Origin of the sequence: Geodermatophilus sp. Leaf369, assembly GCF_001424455.1 — a bacterium.
Classification (GTDB): Bacteria; Actinomycetota; Actinomycetes; order Mycobacteriales; family Geodermatophilaceae; genus Klenkia.
This window is the reverse complement of sequence record NZ_LMQA01000001.1, coordinates 891076-908597: the sequence shown is the minus strand read 5'-3', so window position 1 is coordinate 908597 and position 17522 is coordinate 891076. Positions and strand designations below refer to the sequence as shown.

The window sequence follows — 17522 nt, the reverse complement described above, 5'->3', positions numbered from 1 at the left end:
CCCGTGGCAGGCAACAGAGGCGTCGCGTACATCGAGCCCGGCAAGGTCGAGGTCCAGACCATCGACTACCCGGAGCTCGTGCTCAAGGACGGCCCCGGGGTGAACCCGGCCAACGTGGGCCGCAAGCTCGACCACGGCGTCGTCCTGAAGGTGGTGACGACGAACATCTGCGGCTCGGACCAGCACATGGTCCGCGGCCGGACGACGGCGCCACCGGACCTGATCCTGGGCCACGAGATCCTCGGCGAGGTCGTCGAGGCCGGCCCCGGGGTCGAGTTCATCCAGGTCGGCGACCTCTGCTCGGTGCCGTTCAACATCGCCTGCGGCCGGTGCCGCAACTGCAAGGAGGGCAAGACCGGCATCTGCCTGAACGTCAACCCGGCACGCCCCGGCGCGGCCTACGGCTACGTCGACATGGGCGGCTGGGTGGGTGGGCAGGCCGAGTACGTGACCATCCCGTACGCCGACTGGAACCTGCTGAAGTTCCCCGACGCCGACCAGGCCATGGAGAAGGTCCTGGACCTCACCATGCTGTCCGACATCTTCCCGACGGGGTTCCACGGCGCCTACACCGCCGGGGTGCGCCCGGGGTCGACGGTCTACGTCGCCGGGGCCGGCCCGGTCGGCCTCGCCGCGGCCGCCAGCGCCCAGCTGCTGGGTGCCGCCGTCGTCATCGTCGCCGACCTCAACGAGGCCCGGCTGGCCCAGGCCCGCAGCTTCGGGTGCGAGACCGTCGACGTCTCCCAGGGTTCACCGGCCGACCAGATCGAGCAGCTGCTCGGGGTGCCCGAGGTCGACGCGAGCGTGGACGCGGTCGGCTTCGAGGCCCGTGGCCACGGTGCCGACGCCGGGGAGGCGCCGGCGACCGTGCTGAACTCGCTGATGGACGTCACGGCGGCCGGCGGGAAGATCGGCATCCCCGGGCTCTACGTCACCGGCGACCCCGGCGGCGTCGACGACGCGGCCAAGGTCGGCGCGCTCAGCCTCAGCCTGGGCACCGGATGGGCCAAGTCGCTGTCCTTCACGACCGGCCAGTGCCCGGTGATGCAGTACAACCACGGCCTGATGATGGCGATCCTGCACGACCGGGTGCACATCGCGAAGGCGGTCAACGCCACCGTGATCAGCCTGGACGAGGCGCCGCAGGGCTACGCGGACTTCGACGAGGGCGCGGCCCAGAAGTTCGTGATCGACCCGCACGGGCTCGTCAAGCGCTGACCCGGGGCAGCCGCCGTGACCAGGTCCGCCACGTGCGGGTCGGGTCACGGCGGCTGACCACGGTCACGTCGTCGGCGACGAAGCCGAGGGAGGTCCACAGCGCCGTGGCGGCGGCGTTGTCGTCGAACACCCGGGCCACGACCGTGGTGGCGCCCTGCGCCACCGCCCAGTCCTCGACCGCGGAGACCAACCGGCGGGCCTGGCCCGTGCCCCGCGCGGTGGGGGAGACCCAGAGCCCGGACAGGGCCACCCGGCCCGGCTCCTCGACCGCACCGCACACCAGCCCCAGCGGGTGCGACAGGAACCAGGCCGACCCGGTCACCCGCTCCCGCCAGGCCGCGGCGTCCAGCGGGAGCTCGCGGTCCAGCGTGGAACCGAACGCGTCCGGGTCGGCCCGCAGTGCCCGCAGCCGGACGTCGCGCAGCAGCGCGGCGTCGTCGGCGTCCAGGCGCTGGATCAGGAGCCGGTCACCTCGGCGAACGCGGCCTCGAGGACGTCGAGGGCCTCGTCGAGCAGGTCGTGCCCGATGACCAGCGGCGGCAGGAAGCGCAGCACGTTGCCGTAGGACCCGGCGGTGAGGACGACGACGCCCTGCGCGTGGCAGGCCTTCGCGACCGCCCCGGCGAGTGCGGCGTCCGGCTCGGTCGTGCCCGGGCGCACCAGCTCCAGGGCGATCATCGCCCCGCGCCCGCGGACGTCACCGATCTCCGGGTGCCGCTCCGCCAGCGTGCGCAGGCGGGGCAGCATCCGCTCGCCGATGGCCCGGGCAGCCCCGGCCAGGTCCTCCTCGCGCATGGTGGCGATGGCCCCCAGCGCCGCGGCGCAGGCGACCGGGTTGCCGCCGTAGGTGCCGCCCAGCCCGCCCGGGTGCACGGCGTCCATCAGCTCGGCACGGCCGGTGACCGCGGCCAGCGGCAGCCCGCCGGCCATGCCCTTGGCCGTCGTCACCAGGTCGGGGACGACGCCCTCGGCGTCGACGCCGAACCAGTCGCCGGTGCGGCAGAAGCCGGACTGGATCTCGTCGGCGATGAACACCACGCCGTTGGCGGTGCACCACCGGCTGATCGCGGTGAGGAAGCCCGGGGCGGGCTCGATGAACCCGCCCTCGCCCTGCACCGGCTCGATCAGCACGGCCGCGGTGTTGCCGGCGCCGACCTGCACCTCGATCTGGGAGATCGCGCGAGCAGCGGCGTCGGGGCCTGCGAGGCCGTCGCGGTAGGGGTAGCTCATCGGCACCCGGTAGACCTCACCGGCGAAGGGCCCGAAGCGGTGCTTGTAGGGCATGTTCTTCGCCGTCAGCGCCATCGTGAGGTTGGTGCGGCCGTGGTAGGCGTGGTCGAACACCACGACGCCCGGGCGACCGGTGGCGTGCCGGGCGATCTTGACCGCGTTCTCCACGGCCTCGGAGCCGGAGTTGAACAGCGCGCTCTTCTTGGCGTGGTCGCCGGGGGTCAGCTCGGCCAGCGCCTCGCAGACGGCGACGTAGCCCTCGTAGGGGGTGACCATGAAGCAGGTGTGGGTGAAGTCCGCGACCTGGGCCTGGACGGCCTCGACCACCCGCGGGGCGCTGTTGCCCACGCTGACCACGGCGATGCCGGAGCCGAGGTCGATGAGGGTGTTGCCGTCGACGTCCTCGATCACGCCGCCACCGGCCCGGGTGACGAAGACCGGCAGGGTGGTGCCCACCCCGGCGGAGACGGTCGCGTTGCGGCGGGTCATCAGCTCACGCGAGCGCGGGCCGGGGATCTCGGTGACCAGCTGCCGGCGCTGCTGCAGCGCGGTCTGGTCCAGCACATCGGTCATGCCGACATGGTGGCACTGATCGAGCGTCCGTGGGGAATCCGTCGCAGTGAACCTCCCGGACGACGGAAAAGGGCGGTGGACCCGCAGGTCCACCGCCCTTCTCGTCCGTGCAGGTGGGTCAGCTCGTCGGCACCGCGTTGGCGCGCAGGGCGCCGAGCAGGTCGTGGTTGAGCCGCGAGATGGTCTCCATCGAGATGCCCTTCGGGCAGACCGCGGAGCACTCGCCGATGTTGGTGCAGCCACCGAAGTCCTCGGCGTCCTGCTGGGCGACCATCTTGAGCACCCGGCTGTCCCGCTCGGGCTGGCCCTGGGGCAGCAGGCCGAGGTGGGTGACCTTGGCGGCGGTGAAGAGCATCGCCGAGCCGTTCGGGCAGGCGGCCACACAGGCACCGCAGCCGATGCAGGTCGCCGCGTCGAAGGCGGCGTCGGCGTCGACCTTGGGCACCGGGGTGGCGTGTGCGTCCGGGGCGGTGCCGGTGGGGGCGGAGATGAACCCGCCGACGGCGATGATGCGGTCGAAGGCCGACCGGTCGACGACGAGGTCCTTGACCACGGGGAAGCCCCCGGAGCGCCAGGGCTCGATGTCGATGGTGTCGCCGTCGGAGAAGGACCGCATGTGCAGCTGGCAGGTGGTCGTCTGCTCCGGCCCGTGCGCGATGCCGTTGATCATCAGACCGCAGCTGCCGCAGATGCCCTCGCGACAGTCGTGGTCGAAGGCGACCGGGTCCTCGCCGTCCAGGATGAGCTGCTCGTTGAGCACGTCGAGCATCTCGAGGAACGACATGTCCTCGGAGACGTCGGTGAGGTGGTAGTTCGCCATCTTCCCCTTGACGTGCGGGGAGGGCTGACGCCAGACCCTGAGGGTCATCTTCACGAGTGGCTCCCGACTACTTGTAGCTGCGCTGAGCGAGGTGGACGTACTCGTACTCGAGGGCTTCCCGGTGCAGGATCGGGGGCTCACCCTCGGGGGTCCAGCCCCAGGCGGCGACGTAGGCGAACTCCTCGTCGTTGCGCAGGGCCTCGCCCTCGGGGGTCTGGCTCTCGGCGCGGAAGTGGCCGCCGCAGCTCTCCTCGCGGTGCAGGGCGTCGATGCACATCAGCTCGGCGAGCTCGATGAAGTCGGCGACCCGGGCCGCGTGCTCGAGGTTCTGGTTGAACGTGTGCGCGTCGCCGGCGACCTTGACGTTGGTCCAGAACTCCTTGCGGATCTCCGGGATGCGGTCCAGGGCCTTGCGCAGGCTCTCCGCGGTGCGCTCCATGCCGCAGTAGTCCCAGACCAGCCGGCCGAGCTCGCGGTGGAAGGAGGCCACCGTGCGGGTGCCGTTGATCGAGAGGAACTTCTCGACCTGGGCCTGCACGCCGGCCTCGGCCTCGACGATGGCCGGGTGGTCGGCGGGGACCTTCTCGAAGGGCCCTGCGGACAGGTAGTCGGTGATCGTGTTCGGCAGCACGAAGTAGCCGTCGGACAGGCCCTGCATCAGGGCGCTGGCCCCGAGGCGGTTGGCGCCGTGGTCGGAGAAGTTGGCCTCACCGATCACGAACAGGCCGGGGATCGTCGACTGGAGGTCGTAGTCGACCCACAGGCCGCCCATCGTGTAGTGCACGGCCGGGTAGATCCGCATCGGCGAGGCGTACGGGTCCTCCCCGGTGATCCGGGCGTACATGTCGAAGAGGTTGCCGTACTTGCTCTCCACGGCCTTGCGGCCCAGCCGCTCGATGGCCTCGGCGAAGTCCAGGTACACGCCCAGCCCGTTCGGGCCGACGCCGCGGCCCTCGTCGCAGACGTTCTTGGACTGGCGGGAGGCGATGTCGCGGGGGACCAGGTTGCCGAACGCGGGGTACTTGCGCTCGAGGTAGTAGTCCCGCTCGTCCTCGGGGATCTCCGCCGGGGGACGGCTGTCGCCGCGCTCCTTGGGGACCCAGACGCGGCCGTCGTTGCGCAGCGACTCGCTCATCAGGGTCAGCTTCGACTGGTAGTCGCCGGAGACCGGGATGCAGGTCGGGTGGATCTGGGTGTAGCAGGGGTTGGCGAAGTACGCGCCCCGCTTGTGCGCCCGCCAGATCGCCGTGGTGTTGGAGCCCTTGGCGTTGGTGGAGAGGTAGTAGACGTTGGAGTAGCCACCGGTGCCCAGCACGACCGCGTCGGCCAGGTGGGTGGTGACCTCGCCGTTGACCAGGTCGCGGACGACGATGCCGCGCGCCTTGCCGTCCACGACCACCAGGTCGAGCATCTCGGTGCGCGAGTGCTGCTCGATGTTGCCGGCCGCGGCCTGGCGCTCGAAGGCCTGGTAGGCGCCGATCAGCAGCTGCTGACCCGTCTGGCCCCGGGCGTAGAAGGTGCGCGAGACCTGGGCGCCACCGAAGGAGCGGTTGTCGAGCAGGCCGCCGTACTCGCGGGCGAAGGGCACGCCCTGGGCCACGCACTGGTCGATGATCTGGGTGCTGATCTCGGCCAGGCGGTGGACGTTGTCCTCGCGGGAGCGGAAGTCCCCGCCCTTGACCGTGTCGTAGAACAGCCGGTGCACGCTGTCGCCGTCGTTGCGGTAGTTCTTGGCGGCGTTGATCCCGCCCTGCGCGGCGATGGAGTGCGCGCGCCGCGGGCTGTCCTGGAACCAGAAGGACTTCACGTTGTAGCCGGCCTCGGCCAGCGTCGCGGCGGCGGCGCCACCGGCCAGACCGGTGCCGACGACGATGATCGTCATCTTGCGGCGGTTGGCCGGGTTGACCAGCTTGCCGCGGAACTTGCGCTCGCTCCAGCGCTCCCCGATGGGGACGTCGCGGGGGGCCTTGGTGTCGGCGATCGGGTCGCCTTCGATGAACAGCTCGAGTGCCATGTCTGCGGACTCCTGTCTCAGGCGATGATGCCGAAGGAAACGGCGAGCGGGATGGTCATGTACCCGCCGATGAGCACCACCGCGAAGACGATCGCGAAGACGTTCAGTGCACGCTCACGACGCTTGTTGCTGTGCCCGAGGGTCTGGGTGGCGCTCCAGACCCCGTGCCGGATGTGGAAGCCGAGCGCCAACAGCGCCAGCAGGTACCAGGCGGTGACGAACGGGTTCGAGAAGCCCTCGACGAGGCGGCCGTAGGGCAGCGAGTCCCGGCCGGCCGGGTTCACCGCACCCAGGGTCAGGTCGAGGATGTGCCAGACGATGAAGAGGATGAGGATGACGCCGCCCCAGCGCATGGTCCGCGAGGCGTAGCTCTGCTGGACCCGCTTCTTGGTGACGTAGCCGACCGGGCGGGCCCGCTTGGCCTGGCGCCACAGCGAGAACGCGGCCCAGATGTGCGCGGCGACGGCGACCAGCAGGACGACGCGGATGATCGTCAGCACCGTGAGGCGGGGGACGATCGGCTCACCGAGGTCGCGGAGGAACTCCGAGTAGGAGTTGAAGGTCTCCGCGCCGGCGAACGCCTTCAGGTTCCCGACCATGTGGGCGATCAGGTAGAGCAGGAAGATGATCCCGGTGACCGCCATCACCGACTTCTTGAACACCGAGGAGCTCCACCGCCCCGTCTTCGGGGTCCGGTTCGGAGCGGACTTGTGTCCGGCCTGCTGCTGCGTCGTCACTGTCGCCACGGGCCCACGGTACGACGGTGCACAGATCACACCCAGATGAACGCGGTATGACACGGCTCATGTTAGGGGACCCTGATGGAACGATCCGCCCGATGAGGAGGTTCCCCGACCATGCCCACCACCACCCGAGGCTTCTTCGGTCGCAGCCGTGAACCGCGCGACCCACGGCTGCCCCCCGGTCAGTACGACGTCGGGGCCGACTGGCCGGTGCTCACCGCCGAGCCCACACCCCGGATCAGCGCCGAGACCTGGGACGTCACCGTCTCCGGCCAGGTGGAGAACCCGACCACCTGGGACTGGGACGGCGTGCACGCCCTGCCCGGCAGCGAGTACCGCGGGGACATCCACTGCGTGACCACCTGGTCGAAGTTCGACACCCGGTTCGCCGGGGTCTCCCTGGACGCGTTGTGGGACGTCGCGAAGCCCACCGCGGAGGGCCAGTTCGTCATGGCCACCTCCAAGTCGGGCTACACCACCAACCTGCCGATCGAGGACCTCACCGGCGGGAAGGCCTGGCTGGTCTGGGAGTTCGACGGCAAGCCGTTGACGGTCGAGCACGGCGGGCCGGTGCGGCTGCTGGTGCCGCACCTCTACTTCTGGAAGAGCGCCAAGTGGGTCACCAAGCTCGACGTGCTCAGGCGCGACCAGCAGGGCTTCTGGGAGCGCAACGGCTACCACGACCGGGGCGACCCGTGGCGTCAGCAGCGGTACCAGGGGGACTGAGCAGGTGACTGCTCCCGTCACCCGCTGGACGACGGCGACGATCTCCGGGCTCAAGCGCCCGCTGCCCCGGTCGGTGCAGCTCCGGCTGGACGTCACCGACCGGGTCGACCACCTGCCTGGTCAGCACTACGTGCTCCGGCTGACCGCGCCCGACGGCTACGTCGCGCAGCGGTCGTACTCGGTCGCCTCGGCGCCGGGTGACCCGCTGCTCGAGCTGTTCGTCGAGCGACTGGACGACGGGGAGGTGTCCACCTACCTGGCCGACGTCGCCGAACCGGGGGACCAGCTCGAGGTGCGCGGCCCCATCGGCGGCTGGTTCGCGTGGGACGGCGAGACCCCGGCGCTGCTGGTCGGCGGGGGCACCGGCGTCGTCCCGCTGGTCGCTATGGTCCGGCACGCGGTGGCGACCGACCGGCTCGACCTGCTCCGGGTCGCGGTGTCGGCCCGGACGCTGGCCGAGCTGCCCTACGCCGACGAGCTGGTCGCGGCCGGGGCGGTCGTCGTCCTCACCCGGGAACAGCACGGCATCCGGCCGGCGGCGCGGTTGACCGCGATGGACCTCTTCCCGTTGTGGGAGCCCGGCCAGACCGCGTTCGTCTGCGGCTCGACCGGTTTCGCCGAGTCGGCCAGCCAGCTGCTGGTCGGGCTCGGGTTCGCGCCGGGCGCGGTGCGGGTGGAGCGGTTCGGCCCCAGCGGGACCTGAGACCGCCCCACCCGCGCTCGGTCAGGCCGCCGGCGGGACCGCGGAGGCGGTGACCAGGTCGGCCCGCTCCCAGACCCGGTGCAGGCCCATCGTGGTGAGCAGGTCGGCTGCGACGTCCGACGCGTCGGCACCGGTCAGCACGCCCGGGGAACCGGTGTCGATGCCGGCCGCGGTCAGGACGTCGACGCCGTCACCCCAGGCCGCGAACGGCTTGAGCTGGCGGAACGCCTCCTGCAGCAGGACGACGGCCTTGATGTCGCCGTCCTTCGGGGCGCCGCCGGCGACGACGATCGCGTCGAACTCGATCGAGCGGGCGGTGACGTTCGTTCGCTCGACGACCTCGGTCGAGGCACCGGTGCCGATCAGGCCACCGCGGGGCGCGATCACCTTCACCTGGGCGCCGGCAGCCTCCAGGGCCGCCCGCAGGGTGGCGATCCCGGCGATGTCGGCGTCGGGTCCGGCGACGACGCCGACCTGGCGGCCGTCGGCCGGGAACGACTCGCCCGTGACCTGGGCGAGCGCGGGGGAGGGGGCCAGGTGCTCGGCCGTGGCGCCCTCGGGCACCGGGAGGCCGAGGCCCTCGGCGACCTGGGCCGCGAGGTCGGCGTCGATGTTCACCAGCACGCCGAGCACGCGCTCCTTGATCGACTGCTCGTACACCTTGCCGAGCTCGAAGGTGTAGGCCTCGATCGTGTGCGTCTTCTCCACGTCGGACAACGAGGCGTAGAACATCGCCGGCTGGCTGAAGTGGTCGTCGAAGGACGCGTCGACGCCGCGCACGACCTCACCGCTGACCGGGCGCGGCACGTTCGTGTAGCCGCCCTGCTCGGCCGGCGCCGGGCTGCCGCCGTCGATCGAGTTCGGGTGGTAGCCGGTCCGGCCGGTGGGGATGCCCTGCTGCATGAACCCGTCGCGGTGGTTGTCGTTGACCGACACCTGCGGGCGGTTGATCGGCAGCTGGGTCCAGTTGGGTCCGCCGAGGCGGGTCAGCTGGGTGTCCTGGTAGGAGAAGTTGCGCCCCTGCAGCAGCGGGTCGTTGGAGAACTCGATGCCCGGGACGACGTGGGCGGTGTTGAAGGCGACCTGCTCGGTCTCGGCGAAGTAGTTCGTCGGGTTGGCGTTGAGCACCAGCCGGCCGATGGGCTGCACCGGGACGAGCTCCTCCGGGACGATCTTCGTGGAGTCGAGCAGGTCGATCCCCTGGAAGGTCTGCTCCTCGTTGTCCTCGAACACCTGCACGCCGAGCTCCCACTCGGGGAACGCGCCGGCCTCGATGGCGTCGGCGAGGTCGCGACGGTGGAAGTCGGGGTCGACGCCCGCGGCGATCTGCGCCTCCTCCCAGGTCAGGGAGTGCACGCCGAGCTTGGGGGTCCACTTGAACTGCACCAGCACGGTCTCGCCCGCGGCGTTGACCAGGCGGAACGAGTGGACGCCGAAGCCCTCCATCATCCGGTAGCTGCGCGGGATGCCGCGGTCGCTCATGTTCCAGAGGGTGTGGTGGGTGGCCTCGGTGTGCAGCGAGACGAAGTCCCAGAAGGAGTCGTGGGCCGACTGCGCGGACGGGATCTCCCGGTCCGGGCTGGGCTTGGCCGCGTGGATCAGGTCGGGGAACTTGATGGCCTCCTGGATGAAGAAGACCGGCATGTTGTTGCCGACCAGGTCCCAGTTGCCCTCCTGCGTGTAGAACTTCACGGCGAAACCGCGGGTGTCCCGCACGCTGTCGGCCGCGCCGCGGGAGCCGAGCACGGTGGAGAACCGGACGAAGACCGGGGTCTCCAGGTCCTTCTCGGCCAGCACGCCGGCCCGGGTGAGGTCACCGGCCGTGCCGTAGGAGGTGAAGACCCCGTGGGCGCCGGCGCCCCGGGCGTGCACGGCGCGCTCGGGGATGCGCTCGTGGTCGAAGTGGCTGATCTTCTCGCGGAGGTGGAAGTCCTCCAGCAGGATCGGGCCGCGACGGCCGGCCTTCAGCGAGTGGTCGGTGTCGGGGATGCGGACGCCCTGGGGCGAGGTGAGGACGTCGCCGCTCTGGGCGCGGGGGTCGCGGTCACCGTCGGCCGCCACGAACGGGGCGCCGGTGGCGCTGACCTGGGCGGGCGCGGACTGGTCGGGCTGCTGGACCGGAGGCATGGCTCTCCCTGAGGGAGTGGTGCGCGGGGGTGCTCACGGGCGCCGGTGTCTCGACGCGAGCAGGCACTGCCTCCCCGGGCCCCGGGGGGTCCGAAACGGTCCCCAGGTCAGCCGCGCGCGGCCCGCCGGACGGCGCCGGTGTACCGGGTCAGCGCGATCGACTGCAGCACCCGGCTGACCGGTCCGCCGAGCCGGGCCGCCCGGGTGGCCAGCCGGGAGAACGCCACCATCTCGAACACGACGTCCGCGCCGTCCCGGGAGACGAGGAAGGACTCCTCGCCGCTCTCCGGGTGCCCGGGCAGCGTGCCGTAGGCGTACCCGCGCCGCGGCCCCGTGGTCAGCGACCAGACCACCCGGCACGGGATGCGCAGGCCCACCGGCGGGAAGCCCGCGGTCATGAGCACCACCGCGCCCTCCTCGCTGGCCGGGCCCGACGCGCGCACCCGCAGGCCCGCGTGCCGCTGCGGTGCCCAGTCGAAGACCGCCGCGACGGCCCGGTCGAAGGCGTCGTCACCCTGCCCCACGACCGCCCGGCGCCGCACGACGTGCACCCCGGCGGGCAGGTCGCCGTCCCGGGTCGCGCCGACCTCGGGGTAGGTGAAGGGGACGGCGGTCAGCGCGGCGAGGTCGGGGGACACACGGCCGAGTGTCGGCGCCGGTACCGTCGCCCGCACTGTGCTGCCCTCCGTCACCGCCACCCGTTACGTCCTCCCGCTGCGCGAGGGCGGGTCCCTGCCCGGCCTGGTCGAGGCCGACGACCTGGGCACCTACGTGGTCAAGTGGCGGGCCGCCGGGCAGGGCGTCCCCGTGCTGGCCGCCGAGGTGGTCTGCGGCGAGCTGGCCCGCGCGCTGTCCCTGCCGGTTCCCGCGCTGGTCACCGTGGACGTCGCCCCCGAGCTGGCCGTGGGGGAGCCCGACCAGGAGGTGCAGGAGCTGCTCCGGCACTCCGCCGGGGTCAACCTGGGGATGGACTACCTGCCCGGCGCGCTGGACTTCTCCGCCGGCAGCACCGAGGTCGACGCCGAGCTCGCCGGCCGGGTGCTGTGGTTCGACGCCCTGGTGGGCAACGTGGACCGGTCCTGGCGCAACCCCAACATGCTCTTCTGGCACGGTCGGCTGCAGCTGATCGACCACGGTGCCGCGCTGACGTTCCACCACCACTGGCCCGGGGCCCCGGCCGCGGTGGCCCGGCCCTACGACGCCGCCCAGCACGCGCTCATCGAGTCCCACCCCGACGTGGCCGGCGCCGACGCGGCGCTGGGCGGGCGGGTGACCCGGCCGGTGCTGGAGCGCGTGCTGGCCCTGGTGCCCGAGGCCTGGCTGCGGGGCCCGGACCCCGACGAGCCGGCCGATGCCGTCCGGGAGCGGTACGTGGCCCAGCTGCTGGGCCGGCTCGAGGCCCGGGACGCCTGGCTGCCGGCGCTGGTCCGGGCCGCGGCCGAGGGCTCGGCGAACCGACCGCCGGCACCCCGCGGGCAGAACCGGCCGGGGTGGCTGGGCCCGCCGCCCCCACCCGGGGTGCAGCAGCGGTGAGCGACACCTACGAGTACGCGGTGCTGCGGGTGGTGCCGCGGGTGGAGCGGGGTGAGTCGATCAACGCCGGGGTGCTCGTCTACTGCCGGCAGCGCGACTTCCTGGGCTCCCGCGTGCACCTGGACCCGCACCGCCTCGCGGCGCTGGACCCCACCGCCGACGCCGTCGCCATCGCCTGGGCCCTGCAGGCCGCAGCCGACGTGTGTGCCGCCGACCCGGCGTCCGGTGCCGCCGGCCGCGAGGTGCTGGGGTCGCGCTTCCGCTGGCTGACCGCGCCGCGGTCGACCGTCGTCCAGCCGGGCCCGGTGCACACCGGGCTCACCGTCGACCCCGCCGCCGAGGCCGACCGGTTGCTGGACCTGCTGGTGCTGCCGCCGGGCTGAGTCAGGCGGCGGGGTCGGCGGGGAACAGCGCGTCGACCCGGCGGGCCAGTTCGACGTCGAGCACGGTCACCCCACCGGCGTCGTGGGTGGCCACCGACACCCGCAGCGAGCTGTAGCGGATGTCGATGTCGGGGTGGTGGTCCATCTCCTCGGCGATGTCGGCGATCGCCACCACCGCGTCGATCGCGGCCCGGAAGGTGGGCAGGTCGACCCGGCGGTAGATCCCCTGCGGGTCACCGTCCCAGTGGGTCAGCTCGGCGACCGCAGCCGCCACCTCGTCCGGGGACAGCGCCTGGGGTCGGGACATGCGCGCAGTGTCGCAGTCAGGTGTGGAGCCCGCACTCCACCTTGGCCCGCCCGGCCCAGCGGCCGGCGCGGGGGTCCTCGCCGGGGGCGACCGGGCGGGTGCACGGTGCGCAGCCGATCGAGGCGTAGCCGATCTCCACCAGCGGGTTGACCGGCACCTGGTGCAGGGCGACGTAGGTGTCCACGTCGTCCTGGGTCCAGGCCGCCAGCGGGTTGACCTTGACCATGCCGCGCTTGGCGTCCCAGTCGACGACCCGGGTGCCGCGTCGGGTCTCGGACTCGTCACGGCGCACGCCGGAACCCCAGGCGTCGAACCCGGCCAGGGTGCGGGCCAGCGGCTGCACCTTGCGCATGTCGCAGCACAGGTCGGGGTCGCGGTCGTGCAGCGCGGGCCCGAACTCGGCGTCCTGCTCGGCGACGGTCTTCTCCGCCTCCACCGACAGCACCCGGATGTCGAGCACGGAGGCGATCCAGTCACGGGTGCCGATGGTCTCGGCGAAGTGGTAGCCGGTCTGCAGGAAGACCACCTGCACACCCGGGTGCGCCCGCGCGGCGAGGTGGGCCAGCAGCCCGTCGGCCATCGAGGAGGTGATCGCGAAGGAGTCGCCGAAGGTCTCCCCGGCCCAGCGCAGCACGGCGAGGGCCTGCTCGACGGGGTCGGCGATGCCCTCGAAGCGCGCGTCGGCCTCGGCCGCGAGCTCCGGTGTCGGCTGGGTCGTGTGCCCCGGGTCGGTCACCGTCACGGTCGCGCCACCCCTGTCCCGGTCCCTCGGAGGACGAAGGTCCGCAGGCAGGACCCGCAGTGCCACTCGTCCTCGGTCTCGCGCGGCCGGAGGGTCTCCTCGCCGCAGTACGGGCAGTAGAACGGCGGGAGCCGCCGTGTTCTTCCGGCACCCGCGGGGGAGTCGGTCAGCGCAACCAGTCCTCGTCGGCCCGGGCGGCGTAGGCGGCGAACGCCTCCCCGTCGGTGCGGTGCTCCAGGTAGCCGGTCAGCACCCGCTCGACGTAGTCGGCGGTGTCGGTGGCGGCGACCTTGTGCCCGCGCAGCTTGCGACCGATGGAGGAGGTGAAGCCCAGGTGCCCGCCGAGGTGGACCTGGAAGCCCTCCTCGCCGCCGACCATCATCCCCTTGAAGCCGATGTCGGCGGTCTGGAAGCGGGCGCAGGAGTTCGGGCAGCCGTTCACGTTGATCGTGATCGGCTGGTCGAAGTCGGGCAGCCGGCGCTCGAGCTCGGCGGTGAGCTCCTTGGCGTGGCCCTTGGTCTCGACGATCGCGAGCTTGCAGAACTCGATGCCGGTGCAGGCCATCGTCGCCCGGCGGAACGCGCTGGGGCGCACCTGCAGGTCGTGCTCGGCGAGTGCGGCGACCAGCTCCTCCACCGACTCGTCCGGGACGTCGAGGACGACGAGCTTCTGGTCGGCCGTCGTCCGGATGCGGCCCTCGCCGAACCGGTCGGCCAGGTCGGCGACGGTGCTCAGCAGCTCGCCACCGATCCGGCCGGTGTTCAGCGCGAAGCCCACGGCGTTGCGGCCGTCGCGCTGGCGGGCGACCCCGACGTGGTCGCGCTGGTCGGTCGCGGGCTGTGCGGGGGCCACGCCGTCCGGCAGGGCCTCGTGCAGGTACTCGTCCTGCAGCACCTGGCGGAACTTCTCGGTGCCCCAGTCCGCGATGAGGAACTTGATCCGGGCGTGGGTGCGCGAGCGGCGGTAGCCGTAGTCGCGGAACACCGAGCAGACCCCGGCCCAGACGTCGGCGACCTGGTCGGGGCGGACGAAGACCCCGATCCGCTGCGCGAACATCGGGTTCGTCGACAGCCCGCCGCCGACCCACAGGTCGTACCCGGCCTCGCCGGCTGCGTTGCGCACGCCGACGAACGCGACGTCGTTGATCTCGTGGTTGGTGCAGTGGTGCGTGCACCCTGAGATCGAGGACTTGAACTTGCGCGGGAGGTTGGAGAACCGCGGGTCGCCGACGTACTGCTCCACGACGTCGGCGATCACGTCGGTGGCGTCGAGCAGCTCGTCGTCGAGCACCCCGGCCAGCGGGCAGCCCAGCACGACGCGGGGGGTGTCGCCGCAGGCCTCGGTGGTGGACAGGCCCACCGCCTCCAGGCGCTCCCAGATCGTGGGCACGTCCTCGATCCGGATCCAGTGCAGCTGCACGTTCTGCCGGTCGGTCACGTCGGCGACGCCGCGGCCGAACTCGGTGCTGATGCCGGCGACCACGCGCAGCTGCTCGGAGGAGAGCTGCCCGCCGTCGATCCGCACCCGGAGCATGAAGTACGGCGCCTCGAGGTCCTCGGGCTCCAGCACGGCGGTCTTCCCGCCGGGGATGCCCGCAGCACGCTGGGTGTAGAGCCCCATCCAGCGCATCCGGCCACGCAGGTCACCGGGGTCGATCGAGTCGAACCCGCCTTTGGCGTAGACGTCGATGATCCGCTGCCGGACCTCCAGGCCGTCGGAGTCCTTCTTCATCCGCTCGTTGGGGTTCAGCGGCTCGCGGTAGCCGAGGGCCCACTGGCCCTGCGCCTTCTGGGTGGGGGGCATGGGGGTACTCCATCTGGTGCTGCGGGGGAGAGGGGGCGCGGCTGCTCAGACGGGTCGACAGGCGGCGCTGGTGATGCGGCCCAGGTCGACGTGCAGACGGGCGACGAGGCGCGCGTCGAGCACGGCGAGGGGTCCGGTCACGGCGCCGAGTCTCCCACAGCGCCCATCGCCGTCCTGACCTGTGCGACCGCCTCGGCCAGCGGCACGAGCGAGGTGTCGACCCGCAGCTCGGCGCGCACCGGGACCTCGTAGGGGTCGCTGACCCCGGTGAACTCCGGGATCTCGCCGCTGCGTGCCCGGGCGTACAGGCCCTTGACGTCGCGGGCCTCGCACACCTCCAGCGGCGTGGACAGGTGCACCAGCACGAACCGGCCGTGTGCCTCGACCAGCGCCCGGGCCTGCTCACGGGCCTCCTCGAACGGGGCGATCGCGGCGATGACGACGGTGCCGCCGTGCCTGACCACCTCGCCGGCCACCCAGCCGATCCGCCGGATGTTGAGGTCCCGGTCGGCCCGGCTGAAGCCGAGCTCGGAGGACAGGTGCGTGCGGACGACGTCGCCGTCCAGCACGGTCACCGGGGTTCCCCCGGCCTCCAGCTCGGCGACCAGGGCATCGGTGATCGTGGACTTGCCGGCGCCGGAGAAGCCGGTGAGGAGGACGGCGACACCACTCATGCCCTCGATCTTCTCAGTCGACCGGCACGGCCCCGAAGGAGCGCCAGGCGCTCTCCACCTCGGCGAGCTCGGCGACCGCGGTCGGCAGCTTCCCGGCCACGACGTCGGCGAGGGTGACCTGCTCCAGCACCCGGCGGTAGGAGTCGCGCGCGGCGACCCAGACGCTGGTCAGCTCGGCGGCGACGCCGGGGTAGGTGGCGTCCTCGGGCCGCTGGCCGTGCACCTCGGCGAGGAAGCCCTGCTCGACCCGCATGACCCGGGCGATGGACACCTCGGCCGGGGGGAGGGCGAGCCGGTAGCCGCCGTCCCGGCCGCGCTGGCTGGTGACCAGGCGGGCGTGCTGGAGGTCGCCGAGGATCGCCTGCAGGAACCGGGCGGGGATGCCCTGGCGCTCGGCGATGCGGTCACAGGTGAGGGCGTCGGGACTCGCCGCGGCCAGCTCGATGGCCGCCCGTACCGCGTAGTCGACCCGAGCAGAGATGCGCACGAGGGCCATCCTGCCCGGTCTGGGAAGCTGCTGCCGTGTCCCAGCTGCGATTCACCACGCTGGTGGACGCGCCGCTCACCGTCACCCACGACGTCGCCCGAGGTCTGGGTCGGCCCTGGCCGTGGCCGCTGCGCGAGGTGTCCTCCCGGCGGCCCGACGTCGACGTCTTCACCGGCGGGGGCGGGCTGATCGGCACCGTCACCCACACCCGGCGCTTCCACCCGACCGGAGCGGGCACCCTGGTCGAGGAGCAGGTGGACTGGACCTCCCGGGTGCCCGGGGTGCTGGGTCGGTTGCTGGACCAGACCGTCGTCCGGGGGAGGCTGCTGCGCGCCATGCAGGCGCACCTGGACCTGGTGGCCGCCGCCGCCCAGCGCCGCGCCGAGGACGTCGTCCAGGTGGTGGGTGCCGCGCTGGTGGCCGACGGCCGGGTGCTGGTGGCCCGCCGGGGGTCGGGGTCGCTGGCCGGGCTGTGGGAGTTCCCCGGCGGCAAGGTCGAGCCGGGGGAGTCCGAGATCGCCGCGCTGGTGCGGGAGTGCCGCGAGGAGCTGGACGTCGAGATCGCGCCGGCGGCGTTCCTGGGGGAGGTGCCGCTGCCCGGTGTGGTCGCCGGGGGAGCCCCCGGTGCCTCGACGCTGCGGGTGTTCTGGGGGCGGGTCCTCACGGGGGAGCCGGTGGCCCACGAGCACAGCGAGCTCCGCTGGGCCGCGCCCGGGGAGCTCGAGGACCTCGACTGGATCCCGGCCGACCGCCCGCTGCTGCCGGCCGTCCGCGCGCTGATCGCCCGCCTGTAGACACGCGAGAGCCCCGACCCGCGGTGCGGATCGGGGCTCTGCGCGGGGCGTCCTACTTGAAGACGTCCTTGATCTTCTCGCCGGCCTGCTTGGCGTTGCCGCTGGCCTGGTCCTTCTGGCCCTCGGCGCGGAGGTCCTCGTTGCCGGTGTGCTCGCCGGCCTTCTCCTTGCCCTGGCCGAGCAGCTCCTCGGCCTTGTTCTTGATCTTGTCGATGCCGCTCATGGCGTTCTCCTCCGGTCGGTGGATCAGTCGAACGCCTCCTACCCGGGGGACCCGGGCACACACATCGCACGCCTGGCAGTTGCCTGGGAGCGCCCGGGAAGGGTCGCGTGGGGCGGGTGTGGCGGTCCGGAGGGACCCTCGCCGGACGAAACGCGCGATCGACCTGCGAACACCGGAAACCATCCGGTCGGAACGCCCGTGTTGCGCTGATGTTGCGGCCAGCTGGGAGCCGTCTTCCCAGGTCGTGAGCCCAGGTCACAAATCGGTGACGGTCGTGGACTGCCTTCTCCGGGGGTGCCTAGTGTCCTGCAGGTCGTCCCTGGTCGGCAGCTGTCTCCCAGGTGCGTGTCCATCCCAGTCCGGTCCGGGCGCCGATCGTGTCCGACCGGGCAGACCAGGTCAGTCCCCCCGCATCGCGGGT

General features: G+C 72.3%; 19 protein-coding genes. 6 read left to right on the top strand and 13 right to left on the bottom strand.

Translation table 11 applies throughout. The annotated features are described in order from the left end of the window. Positions 1 to 3 precede the first annotated feature (3 nt). Positions 4 to 1218 (top strand): formaldehyde dehydrogenase, glutathione-independent, encoded by a 1215-nt coding sequence (gene fdhA / locus ASG36_RS04530; RefSeq protein ID WP_055759994.1) that lies wholly within the window; start codon positions 4 to 6, stop codon positions 1216 to 1218. Here fdhA and ASG36_RS04525 read toward each other — a convergent pair. The 5 genes from ASG36_RS04525 to ASG36_RS04505 form a co-directional block, all read right to left on the bottom strand. After that, positions 1208 to 1540 carry a GNAT family N-acetyltransferase gene (locus tag ASG36_RS04525; RefSeq protein WP_055759991.1) on the bottom strand — a complete coding sequence of 111 codons (333 nt, stop codon included), beginning with the start codon at positions 1538 to 1540 and terminating at the stop codon, positions 1208 to 1210. The genes fdhA and ASG36_RS04525 overlap by 11 nt on opposite strands. Positions 1541 to 1674: 134 nt before the next feature. Next, complete coding sequence (gabT, locus tag ASG36_RS04520) at positions 1675 to 3021, bottom strand: 4-aminobutyrate--2-oxoglutarate transaminase (protein ID WP_055759988.1); 1347 nt, start codon at positions 3019 to 3021, stop codon at positions 1675 to 1677. A gap of 118 nt (positions 3022 to 3139) precedes the next feature. Beyond that, positions 3140 to 3895, bottom strand: coding sequence for a succinate dehydrogenase/fumarate reductase iron-sulfur subunit (locus tag ASG36_RS04515; protein WP_055759985.1), 756 nt, complete (start codon positions 3893 to 3895; stop codon positions 3140 to 3142). Positions 3896 to 3908: 13 nt separating this feature from the next. Continuing rightward, positions 3909 to 5855, bottom strand: coding sequence for a fumarate reductase/succinate dehydrogenase flavoprotein subunit (locus ASG36_RS04510; RefSeq protein WP_055759982.1), 1947 nt, complete (start codon positions 5853 to 5855; stop codon positions 3909 to 3911). A 17-nt stretch (positions 5856 to 5872) separates the two neighbouring features. Further along, the gene (locus tag ASG36_RS04505; RefSeq protein WP_082522777.1) at positions 5873 to 6601 is read right to left on the bottom strand and encodes a succinate dehydrogenase cytochrome b subunit; all 729 of its coding nucleotides are present in this window, start codon (positions 6599 to 6601) and stop codon (positions 5873 to 5875) included. 111 nt (positions 6602 to 6712) lie between these two features. Between ASG36_RS04505 and ASG36_RS04500 the strand changes: the two genes are divergently transcribed. Both ASG36_RS04500 and ASG36_RS04495 read left to right on the top strand, forming a co-directional pair. Then, on the top strand, positions 6713 to 7324 hold the full coding sequence (locus ASG36_RS04500; protein WP_055759976.1) for a sulfite oxidase-like oxidoreductase: 612 nt from the start codon (positions 6713 to 6715) through the stop codon (positions 7322 to 7324). 4 nt (positions 7325 to 7328) lie between these two features. Continuing rightward, on the top strand, positions 7329 to 8027 hold the full coding sequence (locus ASG36_RS04495; RefSeq protein ID WP_235494564.1) for an FAD-binding oxidoreductase: 699 nt from the start codon (positions 7329 to 7331) through the stop codon (positions 8025 to 8027). A gap of 21 nt (positions 8028 to 8048) precedes the next feature. Here the strand turns inward: ASG36_RS04495 and ASG36_RS04490 are convergent, their stop codons facing one another. Further along, complete coding sequence (locus ASG36_RS04490) at positions 8049 to 10154, bottom strand: catalase (RefSeq protein WP_055759969.1); 2106 nt, start codon at positions 10152 to 10154, stop codon at positions 8049 to 8051. Between the two features lie 107 nt (positions 10155 to 10261). Then, a complete protein-coding gene (locus ASG36_RS04485) occupies positions 10262 to 10792 on the bottom strand; it encodes a DUF1990 family protein (protein ID WP_055759965.1) in 531 nt (176 codons plus the stop codon). A 37-nt stretch (positions 10793 to 10829) separates the two neighbouring features. On the opposite strand from ASG36_RS04485, the gene ASG36_RS04480 reads away from it, so the two are divergent. Together ASG36_RS04480 and ASG36_RS04475 are read left to right on the top strand one after the other, a co-directional pair. Next, a complete protein-coding gene (locus ASG36_RS04480) occupies positions 10830 to 11687 on the top strand; it encodes a HipA family kinase (RefSeq protein WP_055759963.1) in 858 nt (285 codons plus the stop codon). Next, the gene (locus ASG36_RS04475) at positions 11684 to 12070 is read left to right on the top strand and encodes a DUF3037 domain-containing protein (RefSeq protein ID WP_200944326.1); all 387 of its coding nucleotides are present in this window, start codon (positions 11684 to 11686) and stop codon (positions 12068 to 12070) included. Before ASG36_RS04480 ends, ASG36_RS04475 begins: the two co-directional genes overlap by 4 nt. A 1-nt stretch (position 12071) precedes the next feature. Here ASG36_RS04475 and ASG36_RS04470 read toward each other — a convergent pair whose 3' ends face one another. The 5 genes from ASG36_RS04470 to ASG36_RS04450 form a co-directional block, all read right to left on the bottom strand. Further along, entirely contained in the window at positions 12072 to 12377 is a 306-nt protein-coding gene (locus ASG36_RS04470; RefSeq protein ID WP_055759957.1) for a 4a-hydroxytetrahydrobiopterin dehydratase, read from the bottom strand. Positions 12378 to 12393: 16 nt separating this feature from the next. After that, on the bottom strand, positions 12394 to 13119 hold the full coding sequence (locus ASG36_RS04465) for a phosphoadenylyl-sulfate reductase (protein ID WP_055759955.1): 726 nt from the start codon (positions 13117 to 13119) through the stop codon (positions 12394 to 12396). A gap of 166 nt (positions 13120 to 13285) precedes the next feature. Continuing rightward, complete coding sequence (locus tag ASG36_RS04460; RefSeq protein WP_055759952.1) at positions 13286 to 14923, bottom strand: nitrite/sulfite reductase; 1638 nt, start codon at positions 14921 to 14923, stop codon at positions 13286 to 13288. Between the two features lie 137 nt (positions 14924 to 15060). Then, positions 15061 to 15606, bottom strand: a complete 546-nt coding sequence (gene cysC / locus ASG36_RS04455) for an adenylyl-sulfate kinase (protein WP_255354616.1) — start codon at positions 15604 to 15606, stop codon at positions 15061 to 15063. 4 nt (positions 15607 to 15610) lie between these two features. Continuing rightward, entirely contained in the window at positions 15611 to 16093 is a 483-nt protein-coding gene (locus tag ASG36_RS04450; RefSeq protein WP_055759946.1) for an Rrf2 family transcriptional regulator, read from the bottom strand. 26 nt (positions 16094 to 16119) lie between these two features. Between ASG36_RS04450 and ASG36_RS22515 the strand changes: the two genes are divergently transcribed. Next, positions 16120 to 16878, top strand: coding sequence for an NUDIX domain-containing protein (locus tag ASG36_RS22515; RefSeq protein WP_055759944.1), 759 nt, complete (start codon positions 16120 to 16122; stop codon positions 16876 to 16878). Between the two features lie 52 nt (positions 16879 to 16930). On the opposite strand, the gene ASG36_RS04440 is transcribed toward ASG36_RS22515, so the two are convergent. Further along, the gene (locus tag ASG36_RS04440) at positions 16931 to 17101 is read right to left on the bottom strand and encodes a CsbD family protein (RefSeq protein ID WP_055759941.1); all 171 of its coding nucleotides are present in this window, start codon (positions 17099 to 17101) and stop codon (positions 16931 to 16933) included. Positions 17102 to 17522 lie beyond the last annotated feature (421 nt).

Coding starts and splice junctions, on each gene's coding strand:
- gabT (WP_055759988.1), bottom strand. CDS start 3,021: ATGACCGATGTGCTGGACCAGACCGCGCTGCAGCAGCGCCGGCAGCTG.
- ASG36_RS04510 (WP_055759982.1), bottom strand. CDS start 5,855: ATGGCACTCGAGCTGTTCATCGAAGGCGACCCGATCGCCGACACCAAG.
- ASG36_RS04500 (WP_055759976.1), top strand. CDS start 6,713: ATGCCCACCACCACCCGAGGCTTCTTCGGTCGCAGCCGTGAACCGCGC.
- ASG36_RS04490 (WP_055759969.1), bottom strand. CDS start 10,154: ATGCCTCCGGTCCAGCAGCCCGACCAGTCCGCGCCCGCCCAGGTCAGC.
- ASG36_RS04470 (WP_055759957.1), bottom strand. CDS start 12,377: ATGTCCCGACCCCAGGCGCTGTCCCCGGACGAGGTGGCGGCTGCGGTC.
- ASG36_RS04460 (WP_055759952.1), bottom strand. CDS start 14,923: ATGCCCCCCACCCAGAAGGCGCAGGGCCAGTGGGCCCTCGGCTACCGC.
- ASG36_RS04450 (WP_055759946.1), bottom strand. CDS start 16,093: ATGGCCCTCGTGCGCATCTCTGCTCGGGTCGACTACGCGGTACGGGCG.
- ASG36_RS04440 (WP_055759941.1), bottom strand. CDS start 17,101: ATGAGCGGCATCGACAAGATCAAGAACAAGGCCGAGGAGCTGCTCGGC.